This window comes from Arthrobacter tecti (genome assembly GCF_054511355.1).
Genome location: NZ_JBTNCT010000027.1, coordinates 13,235 through 31,407 on the forward strand (window position 1 = coordinate 13,235; position 18,173 = coordinate 31,407).

Sequence of the window (18,173 nt, forward strand, 5' to 3'; positions counted from 1 at the left end):
GAAGGAATACTCTTAATGGCTGCGATGAAACCGCGTACCGGTGACGGACCCATGGAAGTCACCAAAGAGGGACGCAGCCTGATCATGCGGGTTCCGATCGACGGCGGCGGACGCCTGGTCGTGGAGCTCAACGCAGAAGAGGCGGGCAAGCTCAAAGACTGCCTGCTCACCGTCACAGACTAACGGGCTTGAGCGCCAGCGAAAGCTGGGAGTCCGGTAGTCGAAACCGGGCGAGCGCCTCGGGCCTGAGCGCACCGGGCTGCAGCAGCCCGGTAGTCGCAAGCAGCAACCGCCCCGGTGAGGGAAACCTACTATGCCGGTATTTTGACGGCCATCAGCAGGCCGTTCCCGGCGGGCAGGAGCGCGGACACCAGCTGTTCATCGGACCGGAGTGTCTTCCCGACCTGGCGTAATGTGTTGGTCGATGCTTCGCGGACAGCCGGATCTGCCACCTTTCCGCCGTCGAGCGCGTCATTGATCAAAATCAATCCGCCGCCCTTGAGCAGGCGAACCGCCTGCTCAGCGTAGACCGGTAATCCCGCTTTGTCGGCGTCGAGAAAGATCAGGTCATAGGCGGCATCGGTCAAGCGGGGAAGGACGTCCGCAGCCCGCCCTGAGATAGTCCGGGTCCGGTTACCGGGAATTCCTGCCTCTGTGTAAGCCTCTCGTGCGGCACGCAGATGGTCGACGTCTGAATCGATCGTTGTGAGCACCGAATGCTGGCCCATCCCGCGTAGCAGGCAGACGCCCGAGACCCCCGCGCCCGAGCCTACCTCGACCACAGTCATAGCCTTGGAACCCGCAGCAAGAACGGTCAGTGCCGCTGCAATACCCGTGCTCACGGGTGTCACCCCGAGTTCGTAGGACCGGTCACGCGCGCGCAGCAGCACATCGTCCTCAACGGGCAGGCCTTCCGTGTAGGTCCAGTTGGCCTGCTTCTCCGTGCTCATGAGATTCCGTTCTGTTCAGGAGGATGGGAATGGAAGGGGTCGCACTGCATACGCGAGCGGATTTGCCTTCAGCCTACTGCCGTTGACCGCCGCCATCACGCATCACCGCACCCTGCTGCTGCTCCAGGATCTTCCAGCAACCTTTCAGGTGCGTTCGGCAAAATGTAGGACGCAAGGCATCCAATAGAGGCGACGCCCCGAATAACTTACGGAAGGTCGTGGACCTGCAGATCTACAGGCCGCGAACCAACTCCCTATTCGAGGGTGAGAGGAGAAAGTCGATGTCTACTTCCCGCGCAGCGGCCAATACAGTCATCACCGGAGAGCAGGATTCCAACGAGGCCGTCTGGGTGGCGCCGTCCTGGGAGGAAGTTGTCCGAGACCATTCCCCCAAGGTCTATCGCCTTGCCTACCGGCTGACCGGCAACAAGTACGACGCCGAGGACCTTACCCAGGAAGTGTTTGTACGCGTCTTCCGCTCGCTCGCCAACTTCAAGCCTGGAACCCTGGACGGCTGGCTTCACCGCATTACAACCAATCTCTTCCTCGACCAGGCCCGGCGCAAGAGCCGCATCCGGTTCGACGGTCTCGCGGACGACGCCGAGAGCCGCCTGCCCAGTACCCACCCGAGTCCGGAGCGCAGTTTCGAGTTCAACAACCTGGACCTGGACGTGCAGGCTGCGCTGGAGGAGCTGCCGCCGGACTTCCGGGCAGCGGTTGTACTCTGCGACCTGGAGGGTCTGGCGTATGACGAGGTGGCTCGCGTGCTTGGCGTGAAGCTCGGAACGGTCCGCTCGCGCATACACCGTGGCCGGACAATACTCCGGGAGAAGTTGGCACACCGTGATCCCCGCCAAGTTCCGCCCAGCACCACCCGGCTGAACCTGCCTCGGATTGCGGGTGCCCGTTAGGTCCATGGGCCATCCAACGCGTTTTCTCACCGACTACGTCGCCGGTGAACTGGGACCTGTCCGCCAGCGGGCCATCGAGAAACACCTTCTGCGGTGCCGGCAGTGCAGCCTTGCCGTCGAACAGGAGGCAGCGGTTCGCCACCGCCTCCAGACCTCTGCGACCCCTGACCCTTCAGCAGACCTCTGTGACCGCATCCTGCTCCGGGCTACGGACGACCAGAGCGCGGCGGGAGGTCCTTCGACCCGGCCGGGCTCGGAACGGGAGTCGGCCCATCGCATCCTGAGCCCGTCCTTTGCCCACCGCCACCGCACCGCGCTGGCAATCGGTGGAGGCATGGCCGTCGTGACCGCTGCAACACTGACCGCGGCCTACGCGCTTGGGTCGGAGGTCCAACCGGAAGAATTCGTCGCAGCGGGAGGCACAGCAGCTGTCTCGAATAGCTGGGAAACCATTGCCGCTCAAACGCCTGTCTCCCTCTCCGAACCCGAGATTGACCAACTCCGCGACGACGGATGGTTCTGTCCCGAACTGAAGACAATGGGTTTTGACCTGGTTGGCGCGGAAGCCCTGACGGTTGACGGCCGCCCAACGCTGCAGTTGAAGCTTGACGACGGTGAGCACACGCTGACCATCTTCGAGCAGCGAGGCCAGTCGTCAGGTGCAGCGGATGCCACACCCGTCAATGGATCCACCGGCAACACTGTGGTGGAGGACGGATTCGAGGAGGTCGGGGGAACGCAGCGGACCGTCTGGGTGCATCCCGGGCGTTCATGGCAACTCGTAATCGACTCTGGTTCCGTAACCTACACAGTTGTTTCGACGCTGCCCATTGCAGACATGCCAAGGACCGTGAGTCAGCTCATGCTTACCGAGCATTCGCAACTCGCTTACTCCCGCCCGGATACCCCGGACGATCCATTGAGCCGCATCCTGCGTGGGCTTGAGAAACTGGCTCAGCCCTCACCGTGACGTAAATCGCTTCCGTGCACCGTAAACAGGTAGGCTTCTTCCGTGTTTGGAATCAATGGATACGAGTTCCTCTTGTTGGCGCTCATCGCTGTCATCGTCCTTGGTCCCGAACGCCTGCCCGAGTACGCTTCCCAACTGGCGCAACTTGTGAAGGGCCTGCGGCGCATGGCAACCGGCGCCCGGGAGCAGTTACGGGATGAAGTCGGCTCGGACTTCGACGACGTCGACTGGCGGAAACTGGACCCGCGCCAGTATGACCCACGGCGCATCATCAAGGAGGCGCTCCTCGATGACCTTGAGGACGCCATCAAACCGGTCAGTGAGAATGCTCCCGAGTCGCAGCAGAAATCAATCGGCTCCGCGTCTGTTCCTGGAACCTCCGCCTCGGCGGCAGCTCCCCGGCTTTCGGCCGGTCAGGCTGCGCCTTTCGACGCCGAGGCGACCTGACATTCCTCCTGACGAGGAGCCGCTCACACCAGCTTCGGGGTGACCTTCAGCAGCTTGTCGCTGAGCCCACGGGGACGGCGGGACAAAGTTGCAGCAATCTGCTTGAGTTCCAAGGCGGCCGGGGAAGACGGTCCGAGGACAACAGGTCTGCCGCTGTCGCCGCCTTCACGGAGGGCAGGTTCCAGCGGGATATGGCCCAGCAGCCCGACGTCGTAACCTACTGTCGCCGTAAGCCTCCGAGCAAGTTCTTCACCGCCACCGGAGCCGAAAATCTCCATCCGCTCCCCGCCGGGCAACTCCAGCCAGGACATATTCTCGATCACGCCGGCCACTTTCTGGCCGGTTTGTACCGCCATGGAGCCGGCTCGTTCTGCGACGTCAGCGGCAGCAGTCTGGGGCGTTGTAACGACGAGGAGTTCGGCGCCCGGAAGCAGCTGCGAAACGGAAATCGCGATATCCCCGGTTCCCGGCGGTAGATCCAGGAAAAGCACGTCCAGGTCGCCGAAGTACACGTCACCGAGGAACTGCTCCAGGGCCCGGTGCAACATCGGACCACGCCAGGCGACCGGTTGGTTCCCCTCGACAAACATCCCGATCGAGATCGCCTTCACCCCGTAGGCGACTGGCGGCAGGATGAGTTCATCCACCCGGGTGGGAGACTGCGTGATCCCCATGAGCGCTGGGACCGAAAAGCCGTAGACATCGGCGTCGACAATGCCGACCCTCAGTCCGTCCGCCGCCATCGCCGTCGCGAGATTGACGGTAACGCTGGACTTGCCGACCCCGCCCTTCCCGCTCGCAACCGCGTACACTCTCGTGAGTGAACCGGGGTCGTTGAACGGGATTCCCCGTTTGCCGCCGGCTCCGCGCAACCGTTCCTTCAGATCATCCCGCTGTTGCTGCGACATGACGCCCAACTCAACCGACACTCGGCTTATTCCATCGATACCCGCGAGTGCACCTTCTACATCGCGAGTGATGGTCCCGCGCAGCGGACACCCAGCGATGGTGAGGAGAACGCGGACGACGACGGCGCCGTCGTCGTTCACCTCGACGCCCTCCACCATCCCCAGCTCAGTGATGGGGCGGCGAAGCTCGGGGTCGATCACGCCGGAGAGGGCGTCATGGACTGAGGCTTCCAGAGTCACTGGCTGTCCTTCCGCGGCGGGATTTTAGGCAGGACGGCGGTGGTGTCCGATACCCTGCGCTTAGGCTTGCGCTGGGCCGGGGGTTCCTGGCCGTCCGTGAACTCCAGGAGTTCCTCAAGAACCGACCTCAGCTCCGAGCGGACGAAGTCGCGGGTGGCGACTTCGCGCAACGCGATTCGGAGGTCGGCGATCTCGCGCGTGAGGTACTCCGTATCCGAGAGATTCCTTTCGGCGCGCTGCCTGTCCTGTTGAAGGGATACGCGGTCGCGGTCATCCTGGCGGTTCTGCGCGAGAAGCAGCAGGGGAGCGGCGTATGAAGCCTGCAGTGACAGCATCAGCGTCAGCAGCGTGAACCCGATGGCCGCGCTGTCGAACCGCCATTCCTCGGGTGCCCAGCTGTTGAACGCGAGCCAGACCGCCACGAAGACGGTCATGTAGAACAGGAACTGGGGGGTTCCCATGAAGCGCGCGAAATTCTCGGTGGCGCTGCCGAAGGCGTCCGGGTTCGGCCGCAACCGGGGGAGCCATCTCTTCCGGCTCTCCCGCGGCGTGTCCAGTATGCTTGCGACGGTTCTGCTCTTCTCAGCCATTCAAACCTCCCCGCGAACTATCGGACGTTATGTCCTGGGCGCGCCAGTCTTCCGGAAGCAGGTGGTCCAGGACGTCATCTACAGTCACCGCCCCCACCAGGCGGCCGTCGCTATTAACGATCGGCAACGAGTTCAGGTTGTAGGTGGCGAGGATCCGCGAAACCTCGCTGATCGTCGCCTGGTCGCCCACCGGTTCCAGATCGGTGTCGACGATGTTTCCCAGCGGTTCAGGCGGCGGGAAGCGAAGTAACTGCTGGATGTGAACCACACCGAGGTACCGGCCGGTCGGAGTCTCCAGCGGCGGCCGGCAAACAAAGATCGACGACGCCAGGGCAGGCGTGAGTTCCTCCCTGCGCACGTGGGCCAGAGCTTCAGCTACGGTTGCCTCCGGCGGAAGGATGACCGGGACCGTGGTCATCAGCGAACCCGCTGTATCCTCCTCGTATTCGAGCAGGCGGCGGACGTCTTCGGCGTCGTCCGGTTCCATCAGCTGAAGGAGCTCTTCCTTCTGCTCCTCGGGGAGTTCGTTCAGGAGGTCGGCGGCGTCGTCCGGGTCCATCTCTTCCAGGACGTCTGCCGCGCGTTCGCGGTCAAGTGAGGACAGGATCTGCACCTGATCATCATCGGGGAGTTCCTGGAGGATGTCCGCGAGCCGCTGGTCCTGAAGCTCACTTGCCACCTCAATGCGGCGCTTGTCACTCATCTCATGCAGGGCATCGGCGAAGTCCGCTGCCTTCAGGTCGTCATGCTGGGCGACGAACTGTGTGGCGGCCTGGGGTTCGGCGGAATCGCCGTGAAACGCATCAAGCCAGTCGATGATGAGGCGCTCGCCCCGGCGAAGCCCACGCAGCCGTGACTGCCCGACGCCGCGCCGGATGAAGACCTGGGAAACGTGCCAGTCCCCGGAGCGGTCCTTTTCCATGGCGATGTCTTCGATGGTCGCTTCGCCACTGCCGTCCCGGAGGGTGATCCGGCGGTCGAACAACTCAGCGACAACAAGCTGTTCCGCGCCGCGCTGGTCGAAACGGCGAAGGTTAACCAGGCCGGTACAGATGATCTGGCCGGCATCGATCGAAGTGACACGGGTCATCGGAACGAACACGCGCTTCTTACCGGGAACTTCAACGACGAGACCAACCACCTGCGGTGTATCGGCCGGACCCCGGTCCAGTACGACGGCATCCCGAAGGCGGCCGAGACGATCGCCCAGCGGGTCGAAAACGTCCAGGCCCAACAGGCGTGCCACAAAAACGCGCGTCGGATTGCTGCTCACATGCCTAGGCTACTGCCGTTACGATGCTGGCGCCGTATTGCGTGACAGCACCCACACCGCGGCGCCGGGCCCGCTTCAACGGGGACCGGTGCGAGTTCACTGCGAGCGATACGGCAACACAGTGGCCCGGATCTAAGCAAGAATGAAAACATGTCAAACGTTCTTGGACGCACTGCTTCGCGGGATGAGAGCCGTACCCTCCCCAAAGGCGAAACCATCGGCCGGTACAGCTCCTACCTGGATGCGCAGAAAGCCGTCGACTATCTGGCGGACAGCAAGTTCCCCGTGCAGCAGGTCTCCATCATCGGCAATGACCTCAAGACCGTGGAACGGGTGACGGGGCGGCTCAGCTACCCGAGGGTGGCGCTCGCCAGCGCTGCCACCGGTGCCTGGTTCGGTCTCTTCGTCGGGTTCATCCTTACCCTCTTCGGCGGGGACCCGACTTACCTGCCGATCATTACGTCGATGGCACTCGGTGCCGTGTTCTGGGTGCTCTTCGGCGTGATCGCCTATGCCTTCCAGCGCGGCAAGCGGGACTTCACCTCGACCAGCCAGGTGGTTGCCACGAGCTATGACGTGATCGCGGACCCCTCGGTTGCCGGTGAAGCTCGCCGGATCCTTCAGCAGCTGCCCATAAACGGTACTCCTGGCAACGGTGCGGGGAACGGGCAGGTCTGGGGCGACCGCACGCAGCAACCTCAGCAACCACAGCAGCCGCAGGCCCCTCAGCAGCCGCCGCAGCGCCCCGAAGGATGGGGAACCCCTCCGGGACAGTCCCCGGTTGGGCCACCGGCCGATCCCCAGGAACCGGGTCAGCAGGACGGGCCCAGGCCGGAAGACGGCGCGCAGCAGGATCCGGCGAAGTCTGCCACCCGCGGACAGTTTCCCGACCTGCCCGACGGACGGCCGCAGTACGGCGTGCGGGTGCCGCAGCAGCCGGGGGACCGTGAGCAGGACGCCAACGCCACTACGAACCAGGATGAGCAGCTCCGCAAGGACTGACCATCAATGACAAAGCGGGTGGGCAGTCAATCGGCCGCCCACCCGCTTTGTTGTAGGTCCTATTCGCCCGTGGGGCTGAAGATACCGGCCATCCAGGCTTCGACGTCGTCCGCTTCCCGTGGTAGCGCGGCGCTGAGATTGACCGGGCCGTCCGCCGTCATCAGGATGTCGTCTTCGATGCGCACACCGATGCCACGGTATTCCTCCGGAACCGCGAGGTCCTCCTCCTTGAAGTAGAGGCCGGGCTCGATAGTGAAGACCATGCCCTCGGTCAGGGTTCCGTCCAGGTACAACTCGCGCTTCGCCTGTGCGCAGTCGTGCACGTCCATTCCGAGGTGGTGGCTGGTGCCGTGCGGCATCCACCGGCGGTGGTGCTGACCCTCGGGTGCGAGCACCTCTTCGAGTGATACCGGCAGAAGTCCCCACTGGTCCAGGCGTTCCGCAAGGACGGTGATCGCGGCCTGGTGCACTTCGCGGAACTTGGCACCAATCGTGGCTGCGGCGAACCCGGCATCGGCCGCCTCAAGCACCGCCTGGTAGACCTTCCGCTGAATCTCCGAATACTTTCCGTTGACCGGCAGGGTGCGGGTTATGTCGGCGGTGTACAGGCTGTCAGCCTCCACACCGGCGTCGAGGAGCAGCAGCTCGTCAGCCTTGACCGTGCCGTTGTTGCGGATCCAGTGCAGGATTGTCGCGTTGTTTCCCGAGGCCGCGATGGTGTCATAGCCGAGGTCGTTACCCTCTTCACGGGCGCGGGCAAAGAAAGCGCCCTCGATGACGCGCTCTCCGCGCGGGTGCGAAATGGCGCGCGGGAGTTCCTTGACCACTTCGTGGAAGCCGTTCACGGTTGCCGCCACGGCCTTGCGCATCTGCTCGACTTCCCACTCATCCTTGATGAGCCGAAGCTCGGACAGGGCCTCGGCCAGCTTGGCATCGAGCTCATCGGATGCTTCAAGGTCCACCCCGGTATTGATCCGGGACGTGTCAACCAGCGCGTCAGCGTTCAGGTCAACCTCGCGCAGCAGGCGGACACGGATGCCTCCCACCTCAACAAATCCGGCGTCCTTGGTCACGGCGGTCTCAAGGTCGGCAAGGTCAGCCGTCTCCAGCGACAGCAACGCCCGGACCTCTGCCCTGGAAAGCCTGGATCCGATCCAGAATTCGCCGTAGCGGGCGTCCGCGTAGAACTCGGCGCTGTCCCTGCCGGCAAGTTCCCGGAAGTAGAGCGTGGCGTGGTGGTTGCCGCCGTCGTCGCCCCTGCCTTCCTCAGTGGGCTCAAAGACGAGGACTGCATCCGGCTCGTGGTCAACGCCCAGGCCGGTGAGGTGGGCGAATGCCGAGTGCGGCCGGAACCGGTAGTCGGTGTCATTCGAGCGGACCTTCAACGGGCCGGCCGGAATGACCAGGCGCTCGCCCGGGAAGAGCCGTGAGACCTTGAGGCGACGCTGCGCTGCGTAGCCTGCAACTTCTGACTCTGCGGGAAGTTCTGTGGCTTTCGGTGCCCACTTTGAGCCCATGAAGGCTTTGAAGGCGTCGGAGTCCGGTCGCTGTGAACGGTTCTCGTTGCGGCTGGAAAGGGGCTGTTCTTCCGGCGTGACGGGGGTCGCGTCTTCGCCGTTGCGCGGAGCTGTGGTGGTCGCTGTGGATGGGGTGTTCTCTGCTGTACTCACCGTTCCATCGTCTCACTGGGGGCTTGGCGGGCAAAACCCTCCAGGCCGGCTCAGCGGGCTCTTTCCCACCGGGGCGGACCGCACCCTCAAGAGCCAGGCCGCAGGTGCCGCGACCTTCAGCACAAACTGGATGCAACTCGTTCTACGCTGAGCTCGTGCGTTCCGGACAGTGACTTAGGAGTTGTCCGACGTACAGTTGTTTGGTGAGAATCGACCTGCACACCCACTCGACGGTGTCCGACGGCACCGAAAGCCCGCCGGACGTGGTCCGCGCGGCCGCTGCCGCGGGACTTGACGTGGTTGCGCTTACGGACCATGACTCGACGGCCGGCTGGGAGGAAGCGGGCCGCGCAAGCACGGAACTGGGGTTGGCGCTCGTGCCCGGAATGGAGGTGTCCTGCCGGACGGACACCGGCATCAGCGTCCATGTGTTGTCCTACCTCCATGACCCCGCCCATCCGGTGCTCCTCGCGGAAGTGGAACGCTCCAGGGACGCCCGCCTGACCCGGGCCGAACGGATGGTGGAGAAACTCGCTGTGGACTACCCGATCTCCTGGGCGCACGTGCTAGAGCACGTCGCTGTCGGCGCGACGATCGGCCGGCCGCACATTGCCGACACGCTGGTGGCGCTCAAGGTTGTTGCCACGCGGAGCGAGGCCTTCGCGCACATCCTCAGCGCCCGGTCGCCCTACTGGGTGAGCCACTACGCACCGCACCCGGCGGACGCCGTCGCACTTGTCCGCGCTGCGGGCGGGATCCCCGTATTCGCTCACCCCGTTGCCTCCTCACGCGGCCGTATCGTGGACCGCGGCGTCACGGAGGAGATGATCGGCGCAGGACTCCTGGGGCTGGAGATCGAGCACCGGGACAACCCCGAAGAGCGCAGGGGCGAGCTTCGCGCGATCGCCGCGCAGCACGACCTGCTGGTCACCGGATCGAGTGACTATCACGGCACGGGGAAACCCAACCGGTTGGGCGAGAACCTTACACGGCCCGAGGTCCTGTCGCGCATGGAGGAACTCGCGACCGGCAACCGCGTCATCCGGTAGCCGCTGGTTCCTCGTCCGCTGGTTGAGCGGCCCCGCACCAGGGGGCAAGCCGGTTCTCCATCACATCAATAGCCTGGCGGTTGCTGTCAATGCACACGAACCGCCGTCCAATTTTCCCGGCCACCGCACCCAGCGTTCCGGAGCCGGCGAAGAAATCAAGCACCCAATCCCCGGGCCTGCTGCTGGCCGTGACCGCCCGCCGGATCAGGCCCTCAGGTTTCTGGGTGGGGTAGCCCGTCTTCTCCCGCCCGGTGGGGGAGACGATGGTGTGCCACCAGACATCCGTTGGCAGCTTGCCCAGGGCAGCCTTCTCCGGGGTGACCAGGCCGGGCGCCATGTACGGCTCCCTGTCGACGTCCGCGTTGTTGAAGTAGTAGCGATCAGGATTCTTCACGTACACGAGGATGTTGTCGTGTTTGGCCGGCCACTTGCGACGCGCACGAGCACCGTAGTCATAGGCCCAGATGATCTCGTTGAGGAAGCAATCCCGCCCGAACAGCGCGTCAAGCATGACCTTCGCGTAGTGCACTTCCCGGTAGTCCAGGTGCACGTAGAGCGTGCCGTCATCGGCCAGGAGCCGCCACGCCTCGGCTAGGCGCGGCGCGAGGAACTCCCAGTAGTCCTCGAAGGCGTCGTCATAGCTGGCCAGAATCCCCTTGACGGTCGAATAGCTGTGCCCTTTGAACCCGACGCGGTCTCCGGCGCCGGGCGCACTGCGCACCATGGAAGTCTGCTGCCTGCGCTGCGATCGGCCAGTGTTGAACGGCGGATCCACATAGATCATCGTGAATGCACCGTCCGGCAAACCGGGAAGGTACTCGGCGTTATCCGCCTGTACAACGAGGTTTGGCCCGTCCGGCCGCCAGGCCGGAGGGGCCATTCCGTCCTCCACGGGGCTTTAGGCCTCGGGAGCGGACTTGGGAACTACCTCGCCGTTACGACGGCGGGTGCGGCTCCGGTTCCGCTTCGGACGATCCGTCCGCTTGGAAGCAACATCTTCCGTGCGTTCCTCGCCGTTTGTCCCGGGTCCACCCGAACGACGACGGCTGCCGCCATTCTCCCCGGAGCCGCCCTGCCGGCTGCGGCCTCCGCGTCCACCGGACCCGGAGCCTGCTGAAGCCGAACGGTTCTTCTTGCCTGTCTCGCCGAGATCCTCGATCTTCTCCGCATTGATGCCGGCGAGCGTGCGCTGGCTGCGGGGAAGCCTGCCCTTGGTTCCTTCGGGAATGTCGAGGTCGGTGTACAGGTGCGGGGACGACGAGTAGGTTTCCACCGGCTCTGCCTGATCCAGGCCCAACGCCTTGTTGATCAGGCCCCATCTCGGCACGTCGTCCCAGTCCACGAACGTGATGGCGGTGCCCTTCTTGCCGGCACGGCCGGTGCGGCCCACCCGGTGAAGGTACGCTTTCTCATCCTCGGGGCACTGGAAGTTGATGACGTGGGTGATGTCCTCGACGTCGATGCCGCGCGCGGCCACCTCCGTAGCCACCAGCACGTCGATCTTGTCGCCACGGAACGCACGCAGCGCCTGCTCACGCGCACCCTGTCCGAGGTCGCCGTGGATCGCGCCGGCGGCGAACCCGCGGTCAACGAGTTCCTCCGACAGCTTCGCGGCGGTCCGCTTGGTCTTGGTGAAGATGATGGTCCGGCCGCGGCCCCGAGCCTGCAGGATCCGTGCGACCACTTCGTCCTTGTCCAGGTTGTGCGCGCGGTAGATGACCTGGCGGATGTCCTTCTTGGTGGCGCCGTCGTCCTCCGGGTCCGCAGCGCGGATGTGCGTGGGGTGGGACATGTAACGGCGGGCCATGGCGACCACCGGGCCGGGCATCGTGGCTGAGAAAAGGAGCGTCTGGCGTACCGAGGGAGTAGCCGCCATGAGCGTTTCGACGTCCGGCAGGAACCCGAGGTCCAGCATCTCGTCGGCCTCGTCCAGCACAACGATGCGGACGTTCTTCAGGGAAAGAATCTTTTGGCGGTACAGGTCGATCAAGCGCCCAGGCGTGCCGACAACAATCTCAGTGCCCCTCTTCAAGGCCTCGACCTGCGGCTCGTAGGCGCGGCCGCCGTAGATGGTCACGATGCGGGCGTTGCGCTTCTTCGCGGCCTTCGTCAGGTCATCCGCGACCTGCACGGCCAATTCGCGGGTTGGAACCACCACGAGTGCCTGCGGGGCGCCCGGAGCGGGGAGGCGGTCATAGCCTTCGTCGGACGGGCCGACGACGCGCTGAAGTGCGGGGACACCGAATCCCAGGGTCTTGCCGGTTCCGGTCTTCGCCTGGCCGATGATGTCGTGCCCGTCGAGGGCGATCGACAGCGTCATCGCCTGGATGGGGAAGGGGTGCACAATGCCGGCGTCGGCAAGGGACTCGACGATATCGGCGCGGACCTTGAAGTCCGCGAACGTTTCGGCCGCTTCGTGGTGGGGTTCTTCGGTGCTGACCAGCGTTTCCTCGACGAAAATTTCGTCGTCGCTGTTGTCCGCATGGAGGTGATGATTGTCTGTGGTCACTCTTACTACCGTTCAATTAGGCACTGCTGCCGCCGGGCTCAACGCCGGGCCGGTCAGGGCCCACCGGAGCAGGGTGGAACAGGGCGTCCAGTGGAAGCCGATCGCGGGCTATCAACTGCGGCCCGGAAGCGGATCGGTCCGCTTCGAGCTGGGAAACTCAAGATCGCGTAGGTATTGCGGGTCGGTTTGCGCCGGTAAGCCGCATGCTGGGAACCAAAGTTCCTGGAACTGCGACGGACCGGGAGTGCAAGCAAGAATTATTACTGAAACGACCGGGCATCCATTACTACGCAGTCAAGTCTACCCTGCTGCCCGCTTGCTTTCCGACGCCGGCGCCGCCTGAGCCGCGCCTTCGGCCAGCTCAAAGCGGACCTCCCGCCGGCCGATGTCCGCAGCTACCAGTCGAACCAGGACTTCCTCACCGGCCGTCATCACGCCGTCGCAGCGTCCTTCGACCGCGGGCTCGGCAATCTGGATGACTCCATGCGGCACCCCGTTCCCGTTGTTGTTTCCGTTTTTACCGTTGGACGGTTTGGACCCCGTGATCACGACGGCGGGAAACTCCTCACCTACGCAATTGCTGAGCAGTGCGGCCTCAACCGCGGCAATCGCGCCGCTCTCCAACCGCGACGCCAACTGATTCGACGAAGACATCAGCGAGTTCAGTTCAGGAAGCGCTTCCCGCACCCAGGAGGGCACATCCCGTCCGGCGCACAGCGCCTCACACGTGATGAGGACAAACCGGTCAACCAGCCGCCGCAGGGGAGCGGTGGTGTGGGCGTAGGGGGCCGCGATGGCCGCCTGCTCCACAGCTTCCGGGAGTTCGCCGTCGAACGCGGTGTAACCAGCGCCCCGGAACAGCGAAGCCGCCGCGTGCATCAGGGAAAGCTGCCGCGGGTCGGTGGTGTCCAGGCTGCGCAGGAACTCGCCGTAGGGGAGATCATGCGGCCAGGCCCGTCCCAGCGCACGTGCCTGGTGCCGGAAGCGGGCGAGCGAGGTCTCATCCGGTGCGGGCATGGTGCGCAGGATTCCCACACCGCCCTTGAGCATGATGTCCGCAGCCGCCATCCCGGTCATCAGGGAGAGCTGGGCATTCCAGTCCTCCGCAGGCAACGGGGGACGAGCGAGGATGAAGTACCTCTCGCCGTCGTGCGCGATCTCCTGTTCAGGAAGGTTGAGGCTTGCTCCTCCACGTTCCTTTTCCAGCCCGATCCGCAGGGTTCCGATCTCCTTGAGAAGCGTGAGGTTCTCGGCAGCTCCGCCTGAATCGATGTCCTCCTGCACCTGCTCATAGGTCAGCTGCGCGCGGCTGCGGATCACAGCGCGTTCGACGACGACGGACTCCACGCGGGCGGCGGCATCGAGGACGAATTCCCAGACGTACGCCGAACGGTTGCGGCCGGGAAGCAGGCTGGCGGCATCCTCCGCAATGACTTCCGGATGGAGGGAGATTCGGCCGTCGGGCGCGTACATCGTCTGGCCCCGGCGTCGTGCTTCGACGTCAATGGCGCCTCCCGGTGCAACGAAGGAGGGCACATCCGCGATCGCGTACCACACGCGGTAGCCCGCCGCCTGCCGTTCGAGGTGGAAAGCCTGGTCCAGGTCGGTGGAACCCGGCGGGTCCACGGTGATGAAGCCCAAAGCGGTCAGATCCCGCTCGGGCAGCACCTGCTGCTCCACGGCCCGCTGTGCTTCCCGGCGTACCTCCGGCGGAAATTCGGCGTCCAGCTCCAGTTCCTCCCGGAGGCCCTCGAGCGCAGCGGTGAGCTGGGATTGGGAATCCCGGCTGCTCAGATCCAGATGCGAATACGGCACAAATCAAACCCTAATACACACGTCATCTACACGTGCGGACGCGCCGTCTGCGCCACGTTCCACGGAACCTGCACCAATTTTCAGTCAGCGCACCGGCTCGGACGGGTTCACGCAGCACGGGTACCCTTAAGCGCATGGCAGCTTTGGACTCGCAGACCCCGACGGCGGGACCATCCGCACGCACCACGGGAATAACATCCCCGGACGAGGACACCCTGAACAGGTTCGTCGTCGACCTTTTCGGCGTCATGGCCTACGGAGAACTCTCTGCCTTCGAGCGGCTGTCCTCGGATGCACGGTTCTCCCCAACGCTGCGTGACAGGGCGGCGCTGGGACGCCTCGCCGTCACGGAATTCGAGCACTTCGATATGGTCAGTGCGCATCTGGCTGGACTCGGCGTTGATGTGGAGGAAGCGATGCGTCCCTTCCAGGGGTCGATCGATTCCTTCCACGAGCGCACCCGTCCGGCCGACTGGTACGAGTCCCTGATGAAGGCCTACGTCATCGACGCAATCTCGGGTGACTTCTACACGGCGCTCGCCGGCCGCCTGGATGATGCTACCCGCGAACTCATCAGCCGAATCCAATCGATCACGGAGCAGGGTGGACTGCTGCAGTCACGGTTGAAGGACGCGCTGGCCGACGATCCGCGGCTTGCCTCGAGGCTGGCTCTGTGGGGGCGTCGCCTCGTGGGCGAGGCACTGACACAGGCCCAGCGCGTCGGAATCGAGCGGCAATTCCTCGGCGGACTGCTCTTTCACGGAACGGCTGAAGACCAGGAACGCGAGACCGTCCAATTGTTCGCCCAACTGACACGCAACCACTCGCGCCGGATGAGCGCGCTCGGCCTGACCGCCTGATCCGCAACACGAGAGTACTTACTCGGGGAGTTCAGCCCTGATCCGTGCCGCTGCCTCCGCTGGGTCATCAGCTTCGGTGATCGCGCGAACGACGACGACGCGCCCAGCCCCGGCTTCGACCACCTCGCCGACATTGCCCAGGTCAATCCCGCCGATCGCAAACCACGGCTTCAGCTCCCGGCCCTGCTCGGTAAGGGACACCTCGAGCCTGGCGGCAGAACGGACCAGGTCCAGGCCGACGGCGGCCCGCCCGGGTTTGGTGGGCGTTGCCCAGACTGGCCCGGTGCAGAAGTAATCCACTTCTTTGTTCGACGCCGCGGCCTGGACCTGCTCCGGTGAGTGCGTTGAAAGCCCCAGCACACCGCCGTCGTGCAGGAACGGCTGGGCAAGGGCAGGAGGCAGGTCCCGCTGACCGATGTGAAGGACAGGCGCGCCGCTGAGGGCGGCGATGTCCGCCCTGTCATTGACACCCCACAGCTTCCCGTGCGAGACCGCCGCCGCGCGGAGAATCTCAAGGAGCTCAAGTTCCTGTGCTGCCTCGATGGTCTTGTCCCGTAGCTGGATGATGTCAACACCGCCGGCAAACGCGGCATTCACGAAGTCGCCGAAATCCTGCTGTCTTCCGCGGGAATCCGTGCACAGGTAAAGCCGGGAGGTTCTCAGTTGCATACCACCTACAATAAAGGGGTACTGCGGGAGCCGCGGTGTCCGCACCCGGGCACACTGGCTGAGAGGGCGTCCGGCGCCGACCGCGTTGTGAGAACAACGAACCTGATCCGGGTCATGCCGGCGTAGGGAAGGGCCTTTTCGTGGAAGCTTCAGTGGATGTCGCCGTCGTCGGCGGTGGAATCGTGGGACTCGGCATCGCCTGGGAAGCGGTTCGCAGGGGGCACTCGGTGACCCTGATCGATCCGGCTCCGGCAACCGGTGCCACGCACGCCGCAGCAGGGATGATCGCACCCGCCAGCGAACTGCACTATCGCGAGGAACACCTCCTCGAACTCACCATGGATTCCGCCCGCAGGTATCCGGAGTTCATTACTTCACTCACCTGGACCGGGATTGACCCCGGCTACCGCAATACCGGCACGCTGGTGCTCGCCGTGGATGGCGCCGATCGTCAGGCGCTCGCGGACCTGCGGACCGTGCAGTCCGCGCACGGGTTGGATGTCGAGCGGATCTCGGTGCGTGAGGCGCGCCGTAGCGAGCCGATGGTCGGGCCCGCGGCAACCGGAGCATTCCGCGCCGGGAACGATCACCAGGTGGATCCCCGCATGCTCGCAGCGTCCCTGCACGCGGCTGTCTCAGCGCGCGGAACCATTCTTGCGGCGACCGCCAGCGCACTGGAGCGCGAAGGCGATCGGGTAACCGGGGTGAAACTGCACGACGGCGGCACAGTTGCGGCGCGCCACACCATCGTTGCGAACGGGCTGGCTGCCGCTGAACTTGTGAACCTGCCCGTTCAGCTGCCCATGCGCCCGGTGTACGGCGACATTTTGAGGCTGCGTGTACCGGCGTCCCTCCAACCCCTGCTCACCCACACCGTTAGGGGACTGGTCCGAGGGCACGCCGTCTACCTGGTGCCGCGCGCCGACGGAACGGTGGTTCTCGGGGCAACGATGCGCGAGGACGGCAGCAACGCAGTGTCGGCCGGAGGCGTGTACCAGTTGCTGCGTGATGCCCAGCAGCTGGTACCGGCGGTGGCAGAACTGGAACTCGAGGAGATCCTGTGCCGCGCCAGGCCGGGCACGCCGGATAACGCACCACTGCTTGGCGGGGTGCCCGGAGTGCGCGGGCTCCTCATTGCTACCGGGTTCTTCCGTCACGGAGTTCTGCTGACTCCGGTGGCTGCGGCTGTTTGTGTGGACCTGCTGGAGGGCAAACCAGCGCCGCCGGGTATCGAACGTTACCGACCGGATCGGTTCGGGAAAGGACAACCATGAACATCACACTCAACGGGAAGGCTTCCGAGACCTCGGACGCAGACCTGCTGGCGCTCGTCTCGAACGTCACCGGCAGGAAGCTCGCCCCGAACGGCCAGCCGATCGACGGCGCGAGGCTGGGGCTGGCAGTGGCAGTGAACGCCACAGTGGTTCCGCGCAGCCAGTGGGGCCGACGAGAGCTTACCGAAGGCGACGACATTGAACTCGTCACCGCAGTACAGGGAGGATGACATGCAATCGATCCAGACAGAACCCACAACCGATGCACTGGTAATTGACGGTGTGCCACTTGGTTCGCGGTTGATCATGGGGACCGGCGGAGCACCCAGCATCGAGGGACTCGCCGAAGCGCTGGCCGCCTCCGGAACGGAACTCACCACGGTGGCAATGCGCCGGTACAGTCCGCAAGCCGGCGCCTCGCTGTTCCAGTTGCTCAGCGAGCGCGGCATGCGGATCCTGCCGAACACAGCCGGCTGCTTCACAGCCCGCGAGGCTGTTCTCACGGCCGAATTGGCACGGGAAGCGTTGGAGACGAACTGGGTAAAGCTGGAAGTAATTGCCGATGAGCAGACGCTTCTGCCCGATGCGGTAGAACTGGTCGAGGCCACGGAATCGCTGGTGGCCAGCGGCTTCACGGTCTTTGTCTACACGAACGACGACCCGGTACTCGCCCTGCGGCTGGAACAGCTTGGCGCCGCCGTCGTTATGCCGTTGGGTGCTCCCATCGGAACGGGGCTGGGAATACTCAACCCCCACAACATCGAACTCATCGTGTCCCGGGCGTCCGTGCCGGTGGTGCTCGACGCCGGCATCGGGACTGCCTCGGATGCCGCCCTCGCCATGGAACTCGGCTGTGACGCCGTTCTGCTGGCAACCGCCGTTACCCGCGCCCAGGACCCGGTGGCGATGGCCGCTGCCTTCCGGCATGCCGTCATTGCAGGGCGCCTGGCTGCGGGGGCAGGGCGTATCCCCAGGCGTGAGCATGCACTTGCGTCATCCCCCTTCGCTGATCGTGCGGACCTTTAGGAGGCCTGCG

Annotated in this window: 19 protein-coding genes; 10 read left to right on the forward strand and 9 right to left on the reverse strand. The window is 64.6% G+C overall.

What is annotated here, in order from left to right; translation table 11 throughout:
* Nucleotides 1-15: 15 nt before the first annotated feature.
* Nucleotides 16-183 (forward strand): DUF3117 domain-containing protein, encoded by a 168-nt coding sequence (locus ACX80C_RS18710; protein ID WP_084033880.1) that lies wholly within the window; start codon nt 16-18, stop codon nt 181-183.
* A 128-nt stretch (nt 184-311) separates the two neighbouring features.
* Here the strand turns inward: ACX80C_RS18710 and ACX80C_RS18715 are convergent, their stop codons facing one another.
* Entirely contained in the window at nt 312-950 is a 639-nt protein-coding gene (locus tag ACX80C_RS18715; protein WP_459327971.1) for an O-methyltransferase, read from the reverse strand.
* 281 nt (nt 951-1,231) lie between these two features.
* Between ACX80C_RS18715 and sigE the strand changes: the two genes are divergently transcribed.
* From sigE to ACX80C_RS18730, 3 genes are read left to right on the forward strand one after another with little or no spacing between them, the layout of a single operon-like run.
* Nucleotides 1,232-1,861, forward strand: a complete 630-nt coding sequence (sigE, locus tag ACX80C_RS18720) for an RNA polymerase sigma factor SigE (protein WP_459327972.1) — start codon at nt 1,232-1,234, stop codon at nt 1,859-1,861.
* A 4-nt stretch (nt 1,862-1,865) separates the two neighbouring features.
* Nucleotides 1,866-2,831, forward strand: coding sequence for an anti-sigma factor family protein (locus ACX80C_RS18725; protein ID WP_459327973.1), 966 nt, complete (start codon nt 1,866-1,868; stop codon nt 2,829-2,831).
* 42 nt (nt 2,832-2,873) lie between these two features.
* Entirely contained in the window at nt 2,874-3,278 is a 405-nt protein-coding gene (locus ACX80C_RS18730; protein WP_459327974.1) for a Sec-independent protein translocase family protein, read from the forward strand.
* Between the two features lie 23 nt (nt 3,279-3,301).
* Here ACX80C_RS18730 and ACX80C_RS18735 read toward each other — a convergent pair whose 3' ends face one another.
* Genes ACX80C_RS18735 through ACX80C_RS18745 form a run of 3 tightly spaced genes read right to left on the reverse strand, consistent with a single transcriptional unit; the run spans nt 3,302 to nt 6,289 of the window.
* Nucleotides 3,302-4,426, reverse strand: a complete 1,125-nt coding sequence (locus ACX80C_RS18735) for an Mrp/NBP35 family ATP-binding protein (RefSeq protein ID WP_459327975.1) — start codon at nt 4,424-4,426, stop codon at nt 3,302-3,304.
* Complete coding sequence (locus tag ACX80C_RS18740) at nt 4,423-5,016, reverse strand: DUF1003 domain-containing protein (protein WP_459327976.1); 594 nt, start codon at nt 5,014-5,016, stop codon at nt 4,423-4,425. The genes ACX80C_RS18735 and ACX80C_RS18740 overlap by 4 nt, the downstream gene beginning before the upstream one ends.
* Nucleotides 5,009-6,289 (reverse strand): magnesium transporter MgtE N-terminal domain-containing protein, encoded by a 1,281-nt coding sequence (locus ACX80C_RS18745; RefSeq protein WP_459327977.1) that lies wholly within the window; start codon nt 6,287-6,289, stop codon nt 5,009-5,011. The genes ACX80C_RS18740 and ACX80C_RS18745 overlap by 8 nt, the downstream gene beginning before the upstream one ends.
* A 150-nt stretch (nt 6,290-6,439) precedes the next feature.
* Here ACX80C_RS18745 and ACX80C_RS18750 point away from each other — a divergent pair, with 150 nt between their 5' ends.
* Complete coding sequence (locus ACX80C_RS18750; RefSeq protein WP_459327978.1) at nt 6,440-7,291, forward strand: general stress protein; 852 nt, start codon at nt 6,440-6,442, stop codon at nt 7,289-7,291.
* Nucleotides 7,292-7,350: 59 nt separating this feature from the next.
* On the opposite strand, the gene ACX80C_RS18755 is transcribed toward ACX80C_RS18750, so the two are convergent.
* Nucleotides 7,351-8,961 (reverse strand): aminopeptidase P family protein, encoded by a 1,611-nt coding sequence (locus ACX80C_RS18755; protein WP_459327979.1) that lies wholly within the window; start codon nt 8,959-8,961, stop codon nt 7,351-7,353.
* A 203-nt stretch (nt 8,962-9,164) separates the two neighbouring features.
* Between ACX80C_RS18755 and ACX80C_RS18760 the strand changes: the two genes are divergently transcribed.
* The gene (locus ACX80C_RS18760) at nt 9,165-10,010 is read left to right on the forward strand and encodes a PHP domain-containing protein (protein WP_459327980.1); all 846 of its coding nucleotides are present in this window, start codon (nt 9,165-9,167) and stop codon (nt 10,008-10,010) included.
* On the opposite strand, the gene ACX80C_RS18765 is transcribed toward ACX80C_RS18760, so the two are convergent.
* From ACX80C_RS18765 to ACX80C_RS18775, 3 genes are all read right to left on the reverse strand, one after another.
* Nucleotides 10,000-10,890: a DNA-methyltransferase gene (locus tag ACX80C_RS18765; protein ID WP_459327981.1), complete on the reverse strand. Its 891-nt coding sequence runs from the start codon at nt 10,888-10,890 to the stop codon at nt 10,000-10,002. The genes ACX80C_RS18760 and ACX80C_RS18765 overlap by 11 nt on opposite strands.
* Nucleotides 10,891-10,908: 18 nt before the next feature.
* The gene (locus ACX80C_RS18770) at nt 10,909-12,519 is read right to left on the reverse strand and encodes a DEAD/DEAH box helicase (RefSeq protein ID WP_459327982.1); all 1,611 of its coding nucleotides are present in this window, start codon (nt 12,517-12,519) and stop codon (nt 10,909-10,911) included.
* A gap of 300 nt (nt 12,520-12,819) precedes the next feature.
* The gene (locus ACX80C_RS18775) at nt 12,820-14,334 is read right to left on the reverse strand and encodes an RNB domain-containing ribonuclease (RefSeq protein ID WP_459327983.1); all 1,515 of its coding nucleotides are present in this window, start codon (nt 14,332-14,334) and stop codon (nt 12,820-12,822) included.
* A gap of 248 nt (nt 14,335-14,582) precedes the next feature.
* On the opposite strand from ACX80C_RS18775, the gene ACX80C_RS18780 reads away from it, so the two are divergent.
* Nucleotides 14,583-15,194 (forward strand): ferritin-like fold-containing protein, encoded by a 612-nt coding sequence (locus ACX80C_RS18780; protein ID WP_459328001.1) that lies wholly within the window; start codon nt 14,583-14,585, stop codon nt 15,192-15,194.
* A gap of 18 nt (nt 15,195-15,212) precedes the next feature.
* On the opposite strand, the gene thiE is transcribed toward ACX80C_RS18780, so the two are convergent.
* Nucleotides 15,213-15,863, reverse strand: coding sequence for a thiamine phosphate synthase (thiE, locus tag ACX80C_RS18785; protein WP_459327984.1), 651 nt, complete (start codon nt 15,861-15,863; stop codon nt 15,213-15,215).
* 140 nt (nt 15,864-16,003) lie between these two features.
* On the opposite strand from thiE, the gene thiO reads away from it, so the two are divergent.
* Genes thiO through ACX80C_RS18800 form a run of 3 tightly spaced genes read left to right on the forward strand, consistent with a single transcriptional unit; the run spans nt 16,004 to nt 18,163 of the window.
* Complete coding sequence (gene thiO, locus ACX80C_RS18790) at nt 16,004-17,137, forward strand: glycine oxidase ThiO (RefSeq protein WP_459327985.1); 1,134 nt, start codon at nt 16,004-16,006, stop codon at nt 17,135-17,137.
* Nucleotides 17,134-17,367 (forward strand): sulfur carrier protein ThiS, encoded by a 234-nt coding sequence (gene thiS, locus ACX80C_RS18795; RefSeq protein WP_459327986.1) that lies wholly within the window; start codon nt 17,134-17,136, stop codon nt 17,365-17,367. Before thiO ends, thiS begins: the two co-directional genes overlap by 4 nt.
* 1 nt (nt 17,368) lies before the next feature.
* Nucleotides 17,369-18,163 carry a thiazole synthase gene (locus ACX80C_RS18800; protein WP_459327987.1) on the forward strand — a complete coding sequence of 265 codons (795 nt, stop codon included), beginning with the start codon at nt 17,369-17,371 and terminating at the stop codon, nt 18,161-18,163.
* Nucleotides 18,164-18,173 lie beyond the last annotated feature (10 nt).